Origin of the sequence: Enterovirga sp. (assembly GCF_028290205.1) — a bacterium.
Taxonomy (GTDB): domain Bacteria; phylum Pseudomonadota; class Alphaproteobacteria; order Rhizobiales; family Beijerinckiaceae; genus Enterovirga.
This window is the reverse complement of the sequence record NZ_JAQGKF010000088.1, coordinates 1-6,589: the sequence shown is the minus strand read 5'-3', so window position 1 is coordinate 6,589 and position 6,589 is coordinate 1. Positions and strand designations below refer to the sequence as shown.

General features: G+C 70.4%; 8 protein-coding genes. 6 read left to right on the top strand and 2 right to left on the bottom strand.

The window, feature by feature from the left end; genetic code table 11:
* A partial coding sequence (locus JWR86_RS05925; protein ID WP_299562097.1) for a lyase family protein occupies positions 1-363 on the bottom strand: 363 nt, incomplete at its 3' end.
* A 44-nt stretch (positions 364-407) separates the two neighbouring features.
* On the opposite strand from JWR86_RS05925, the gene JWR86_RS05920 reads away from it, so the two are divergent.
* The gene (locus JWR86_RS05920; protein WP_299562095.1) at positions 408-1,811 is read left to right on the top strand and encodes a cytochrome P450; all 1,404 of its coding nucleotides are present in this window, start codon (positions 408-410) and stop codon (positions 1,809-1,811) included.
* A 2-nt stretch (positions 1,812-1,813) separates the two neighbouring features.
* Here JWR86_RS05920 and JWR86_RS05915 read toward each other — a convergent pair whose 3' ends face one another.
* On the bottom strand, positions 1,814-2,383 hold the full coding sequence (locus tag JWR86_RS05915) for a ClpXP protease specificity-enhancing factor SspB (RefSeq protein ID WP_299562093.1): 570 nt from the start codon (positions 2,381-2,383) through the stop codon (positions 1,814-1,816).
* A gap of 152 nt (positions 2,384-2,535) precedes the next feature.
* On the opposite strand from JWR86_RS05915, the gene JWR86_RS05910 reads away from it, so the two are divergent.
* The 5 genes from JWR86_RS05910 to JWR86_RS05890 form a co-directional block, all read left to right on the top strand.
* Positions 2,536-3,330: a thymidylate synthase gene (locus tag JWR86_RS05910; RefSeq protein ID WP_299562091.1), complete on the top strand. Its 795-nt coding sequence runs from the start codon at positions 2,536-2,538 to the stop codon at positions 3,328-3,330.
* Positions 3,327-3,824 (top strand): GNAT family N-acetyltransferase, encoded by a 498-nt coding sequence (locus JWR86_RS05905; protein WP_299562089.1) that lies wholly within the window; start codon positions 3,327-3,329, stop codon positions 3,822-3,824. The genes JWR86_RS05910 and JWR86_RS05905 overlap by 4 nt, the downstream gene beginning before the upstream one ends.
* Entirely contained in the window at positions 3,821-4,333 is a 513-nt protein-coding gene (locus JWR86_RS05900; RefSeq protein WP_299562086.1) for a dihydrofolate reductase, read from the top strand. The genes JWR86_RS05905 and JWR86_RS05900 overlap by 4 nt, the downstream gene beginning before the upstream one ends.
* 149 nt (positions 4,334-4,482) lie before the next feature.
* Positions 4,483-5,667 carry an FtsH protease activity modulator HflK gene (hflK, locus tag JWR86_RS05895; protein WP_299562083.1) on the top strand — a complete coding sequence of 395 codons (1,185 nt, stop codon included), beginning with the start codon at positions 4,483-4,485 and terminating at the stop codon, positions 5,665-5,667.
* Positions 5,664-6,589, top strand: a 926-nt coding sequence (locus JWR86_RS05890) for a protease modulator HflC (RefSeq protein WP_299562080.1), incomplete at its 3' end; no start/stop codon positions are given. The genes hflK and JWR86_RS05890, both read left to right, overlap by 4 nt.

Here is a 6,589-nt window from a genome sequence, read left to right as displayed (position 1 = left end):
GATGACCTCGTTCGCGTTCATGTTGGACTGGGTGCCGGAGCCGGTTTGCCAGACCACCAGCGGAAACTCGTCGTCGTACTTGCCGGTGACAACCTCGGCCGCCGCGGCCGCGACCGCATCGGCGATGCGGGGCTCCACCTCGCCCAGGTCCTTGTTCACCAGGGCGGCGGCCTGTTTCACGACACCGAGCGCATGGACAAGCGGCGCCGGCATGCGCTCGCCGCCGATGCGGAAATTCTGGATGGAACGCTGGGTCTGGGCGCCCCACAGGCGGTCCGCCGGGACCTCGATCGGTCCGAAGGTGTCGCTTTCGGTGCGGGTCGCGCCGGCACTGGCGGCCGCGCCGGAATTCGTCGGTGACATCATGGCCTCTTCTGCTCGTCGGCCCGGGGCTTACATTGTCCGGGATGCGCACGGAACCACCCCCGGGCCCCTTGGACCGATCCGCTCTGCCGGAGCGGGCCCTCTTTCGGCCCCCGGTGCCGCCGCCGCTGCGCCGGCCGCCGGATCTGTTCACGTTTCTCAAGGGCGCGCGCACCAACCCGCTGACCACCTGGACGGAGGCGCATTTCACGCAGCCCGTGCTGGCCAGCGACGGCGTGCTGGGGCGCGTGACGGTGCTCAGCGATCCGGCCGCCATTCGGCATGTGCTGGTCGACAACGCCGCCAATTACCGGAAGGACGACCTCCAGCGCCGCGTGCTCGCGCCCGGGCTCGGCAACGGTCTGCTCACGGCCGAGGGCGAGGAATGGCGGCGGCAGCGCCGCGCCATCGCGGCCCTGTTCACGCCCCGCACCGTGGCCGGGTTTGCGGGCCCCATGGCCGAAGCCGCCGATCGTGTGGTGCGCCGCCTGCGCCGGCGCGGCGACGGCCGCCCGGTGGACGCCGCGCTGGAGATGACGCGGGTCACGCTCGACGTTCTCGAGCGCACGATCTTCACCCAAGGTCTTGCCCGCGATCCGGACGCGCTGTCGCGCGCCATCACGCGCTATTTCGAGGCGATCGGCCCCATCGACCCGCTCGACGTGTTCGGCCTGCCGAATTGGCTGCCCCGGATCGGGCGCCTGCGGGCGCGCCCAGCCCTGCGGTTCTTCGAGGAGGTCGTGGGCGAGCTGTTCACGGCCCGCAAGGCGCTGCTCGCCCGGGGTGGCGAAGCGCCTCGCGATCTCCTGACGCTGCTGCTCCAGGCGCGTGACCCGGAGACCGGCACCGGCCTTTCCGATCTCGAGGTGAGGGCCAATGTCGTGACGTTCATTGGCGCGGGCCACGAGACCACCGCCAACGCGCTGTCATGGTCGCTCTATCTCCTGTCGCAGGCCCCGGAGATGCGGGACCGGCTCGAGGCGGAGGTGGATCGGGCGGATCCGACCGACATGGCCGCGCTCCCGTTCACCCGGGCCGTGGTCGAGGAGGCCATGCGGCTCTATCCGCCCGTGCCCTTCATGAGCCGCTCCGCGGTGGCCGACGATCGGGTGGTGGGCTACCGCATCCCGAAGGATTCGCTCGTGATGATCGCGCCCTACGTGCTGCACCGGCACTGGACGCTGTGGCAGGATCCGGATGCGTTCGATCCGGGCCGCTTCCTGCCCGAGCGGCGCGGCGCCATCGACCGGTTCGCCTATTTGCCCTTCGGGGCGGGCCCGCGCGTCTGCGTGGGGGCGAGTTTTGCCCTGCAGGAGGCCGTGGTCGTGCTCGCCGCCCTGGCGCGGGCGCTGCGGCTCGACCTCGAACCGGGCCATGTCGTGGCCCCGGTGCACCGGGTCACGCTGCGGCCCGGCGGCGGGCTGCCGATGCGGGTGACGCTGCGCTGAGCTCAGCTTTTCTTGCGGAAGGCGTCGAGGCTCACGACCTCACCGCCGCCGGCATCGGCCGGAGCCTCGTCCTCGGCCCGCTTGGCCTTCTTGCTCGTCTTGCCTTTTGCGGGCGCCTCCTCGTCCTGCGTCTTCGGCCCGATCGCCGGGACGGAGGATGCGGATTTGCCGGTGACCAGAACCGGGCCCTCCGCGGCCGGAGCCTCCGTCTCGCCCTCCTGCGCCTCGAATTTGAGGCCGAACTGGACGGAGGGATCGAAGAAGCCGGTCAGCGCCTCGAAGGGCACGCGCAGCCGCTCGGCCACCCCCGAGAACGACAGGCCGACCTCGAAGGCGTGGTCCTGAACCACCAGATTGTCGAACTGGTGCTGGAGCACGATGGTCATGTCCTGCGGATAGCGCTCGCGCAGCCGCGGCGAGATGCGGACCCCCGGCCTGTCGGTGCGAAACGAGACGTAGAAATGATGCTCGCCGGGCAGCCCGTCGCGGGCCGCATCCCCGAGTACCCGCCGAACAACACTGCGGAGAGCGTCCTGCACGAGAAGGTCGTAGCGGATGAGATCCGTCGTCATGGGGTCCTGGACGCAAGAACGGCGCGATCGGCGGCCGCCGGTCGGCCCAGAACTATAGAAGCCGCCCCGCGGCAACGGAAGGGAGGGGACAGCCGCAGGATGGCGCTTCGAGCCGGCCCGGCGCCGGTGTAGACGCAGCGGCGGAGACGATCATGCGCGCCTATCACGACCTCCTCCACCGAATCCTCGACGAAGGGGTGGCGAAGTCCGACCGCACCGGCACCGGCACTCTGTCCGTATTCGGCCACCAGCTGCGATTCGACCTCTCCCAGGGATTCCCGCTCGTGACCACGAAGCGCGTGCACCTGAAGTCCATCGTGCATGAGCTGATCTGGTTCCTGCAGGGTGACACCCATGTCGGCTATCTGCGCGACAACGGCGTCACTATCTGGGACGAATGGGCCGACGAGAATGGCGATCTCGGGCCGGTCTATGGGCGGCAATGGCGCTCCTGGCAGGCGCCGGACGGGCGGGTGATCGACCAGATCAGCGCCGTCCAGGCGGAGATCCGCCGCAATCCCGATTCGCGCCGCCTGGTCGTGTCGGCCTGGAACCCGGCCGATCTCGACCGGATGGCCCTGGCACCCTGCCACTGCCTGTTCCAGTTCTACGTGGCGGAGGGCCGGCTCTCCTGCCAGCTCTACCAGCGCTCTGGGGACGCGTTTCTCGGCGTGCCCTTCAACATCGCGTCCTACGCGCTGCTGACCCACATGATGGCCCAGGCGACCGGGCTCGAGCCGGGAGAGTTCGTGCATTCCTTCGGCGACGTCCACCTCTACCTGAACCACCTCGATCAGGCGCGACTCCAGCTCGGGCGCGAGCCGCGCCCGTTGCCCCAACTGCGCCTGAATCCGGCGGTCCGGGACGTGCGCGACTTCCGCTACGAGGACGTCGAGATCCTGGGCTACGAGCCCGCGCCGGCAATCCGCGCCCCGGTCGCCGTATGAGCGCCGCCAGCGCCGTCGCGATCCGGCCCGCGCGCCCGGGCGATGCCCCTGTCATCCTCGGGCTGATCCGGGAATTGGCCGCCTACGAGCGCCTGCTGCACGAGGTGGACGCGACGGAGAGCCTGCTGGACGCGGCCCTGTTCGGACCGGAGCCGCGCGCCCATTGCGACCTCGCCGAGGTCGGCGGGGTGGCGGCCGGCTTTGCGCTGTGGTTCCGGAGCTTTTCGACCTTCCGGGGCCGGGCCGGGATCTATCTCGAAGACCTCTATGTGCCGCCCGAGTTCCGCGGGCGCGGCATCGGCCGCGCGCTGCTGGCCGGGCTGGCCCGCCGCTGCCGCGAGGAGGATTTGCCGCGGCTCGAATGGTCCGTGCTGGACTGGAACGCTCCGGCGCTCGGCTTCTATGCCTCGCTCGGCGCGGAGCCGATGAGCGGCTGGACGCGGCTCAGGCTGGGCGGCGCTGAGCTGGCCCGCCTCGGGGAGGAGCCCTCGTGACGGTGCCGCCGCTGTCGATCGTGGTGGCACTGGCCGAGAACGGCGTGATCGGCCGCGGCAACGCGCTGCCCTGGCGGCTGCGCACGGATCTGCGCCGCTTCCGCGACCTGACCTGGGGCAAGCCGATGATCATGGGCCGGAAATGCTGGGACGCGATCGGGCGCCCGCTGCCGGGCCGGGCAACGGTCCTGATGACCCGCGACCCGGGTGTCGCGCCGGAGGGCGCGCATGTGGCTCGAAGCTGGGAGGACGCCAAGCGCACCGCCCAGCATCTTGCCGCCACCATGGGCGCGGCCGAGATCGCGGTGGTCGGCGGGGCGGAGATCTACCGCCTCGCCTTGCCGGAGACGTCCCGGATGCACCTGACCCGCGTGCACGATCTGACGCCGGGGGACGTTGTCTTTCCGGCTTTCAGGGCCGACGAGTTCCGCGAGACCTTTCGCGAGGAGCACCCGGCCGGGGAGGGTGACCAGCACCCGTTTACCTTTATCGATCTCCAGCGGCGCTGATCGCTTGTCCGGTTGTCGCAGCGGTTGACTTGGCGCGGGTCCGACACCACCTCCTGCCCAGCTTGACACACCACCGGTGGGCGACAACAAGCGCCCAGCCTGCCCCTCGCAGGCGACCGACGGGCCGCTGACGGGGACAGACAGCAAGTATGCCTTGGAGCAATCAGACCGGCGGCGGCGGAAGCGGCGGCAACGGAGGCGGGCCCTGGGGGCAGCGCGGATCCGGTGGCGGCGGCGGTGGCGGCGGGCCGTGGGGTTCCGGTCCGAGCGGCGGGGGCAACAAGCCCCCGGATCTCGAAGACATCATCCGGCGAGGCCAGGACCGCTTGCGGGGCATGTTCCCGGGTGGGCCCGGAACTGGCGGCGGGCAGATCGGCGGCCGCGGCATGGGCCTGATCGCTGTCGCGGCGCTGGCCGTGTGGCTGGCGACCGGCTTCTACACCGTGCGGCCGAACGAGATCGGCCTGAACATGATCTTCGGCCGCTACGTATCCAGTTCGGCCAACGGCCTGCGCTACAACTTTCCCTTCCCGATCGGCTCCGTCGAGAAGCCGCTCGTCACCCAGAACCGCACCATCGAGATCGGCGTGCGGGCGGTGGAGACGGGCCGGCGGCCGCAGCGCCCGACCGATTCCGAGAGCCTGATGCTCACGGGCGACGAGAACATCGTCGACATCGACTTCACGCTGCAATGGCAGGTCGATCCGAACAAGGTCACCGATTTCGTGTTCAACCTGCAGAATCCCGAGGGCACGGTCCGGGTGGTTGCCGAGAGCGCGATGCGCGAGGTGATCGGCCGGCGCAACATCCAGTCGATCCTCACCACCGACCGGGCTGCGATCGAGGCCGAGGTGCAGCAGCTCACCCAGGAGACGCTCAACGGCTACGGGGCCGGGATCGAGATCCTGCGCGTCAACCTGCAGCGGGTCGATCCGCCCCAGCAGGTGATCGACGCGTTCCGGGACGTCCAGGCCGCGCGGCAGGACCAGGACCGGGTCCGCAACGAAGCCGAGACCTATTCGAGCCGGGTTCTGCCCGAGGCTCGCGGTGAGGCGACCCGGATCGTGCAGGGCGCCGAGGCTTATCGCGAGCGCTCGATCGCCGAGGCCCGCGGTGCGGCTTCGCGGTTCACCCAGGTCTATGAGGAATACAGGAAGGCGCCGGAGGTGACGCGCGAGCGGATGTTCCTCGAGACCATGGAGCGCGTGCTCGGCGGCGCCGACAAGCTCATTCTCGACCAGCCGGCGGGCGCCGGCGGTGTCGTGCCCTACCTGCCACTGGGAGAGCTGGGCCGTCGGCCGACGCCCCCCGCCGCGACGGGAGCGGCCCGATGAGCACCACCGTTCGGACGGCCGCAGCCGCGGCCCTCGCCATCCTGGTCGTGGTCCTGCTCTCGGCGACCTTTGTCGTCGAGCAGCGGCAGCAGGCGCTCGTGCTTCGGTTCGGCGCCGTCCGGGCCGTGGCCAGCACGCCCGGCCTCTATTTCAAGGTGCCGCTGATCGAGAACGTGCTCTATCTCGACCGGCGCGTGCTGGATCTCGACCTGCCCGCCCAGGAGGTGATCGCCTCCGACCAGAAGCGGCTCGTGGTCGACTCCTTCGCCCGCTACCGGATCATCAATCCGCTGCTGTTCTATCAGACCGTGAACTCGATCGTGGGCGCCAACAACCGCCTCGGCTCCATCGTGTCGTCGACGGTCCGCAGCGTCCTCGGCGACGCCACCTTCGCGGCCGTGGTCCGCACGGAGCGCGAAGCCCTGATGCGGCAGATCAAAGAGCGGGTGAACACCGCCGCGCGCGGCATCGGTGTCGAGATCGTCGATGTGCGTCTGCGGCGTGTGGACCTGCCCGAGCAGAACAGCCAGGCGGTGTTCCAACGCATGCAGACCGAGCGGCAGCGCGAGGCGACCGACATCCGGGCCCAGGGCACGCAGCAGGGCCAGGGCATCCGGGCGCGGGCGGACCGCGACGTCACGGTGATCGTGGCTGACGCGACCCGCCGGGCCGACGAACTGCGCGGCACGGGCGAGGCGGAGAAGAACCGAATTCTGGCCGAGGCGTTCAGCCGCGACCAGGACTTCTTCGCCTTCTACCGCTCGCTCCAGGCCTATGAGGCCGCCCTGCGGGCCGGCGATACACGCCTCGTCCTGTCGCCGGATTCGGACTTCTTCCGCTTCTTCCGGCGGCCCTCGGGCCAGGTGGAGCAGCGGGGGGCTCCCGGCGCGGCGCGGGCGCCGGGCGCGACGCCCGCGGCTCC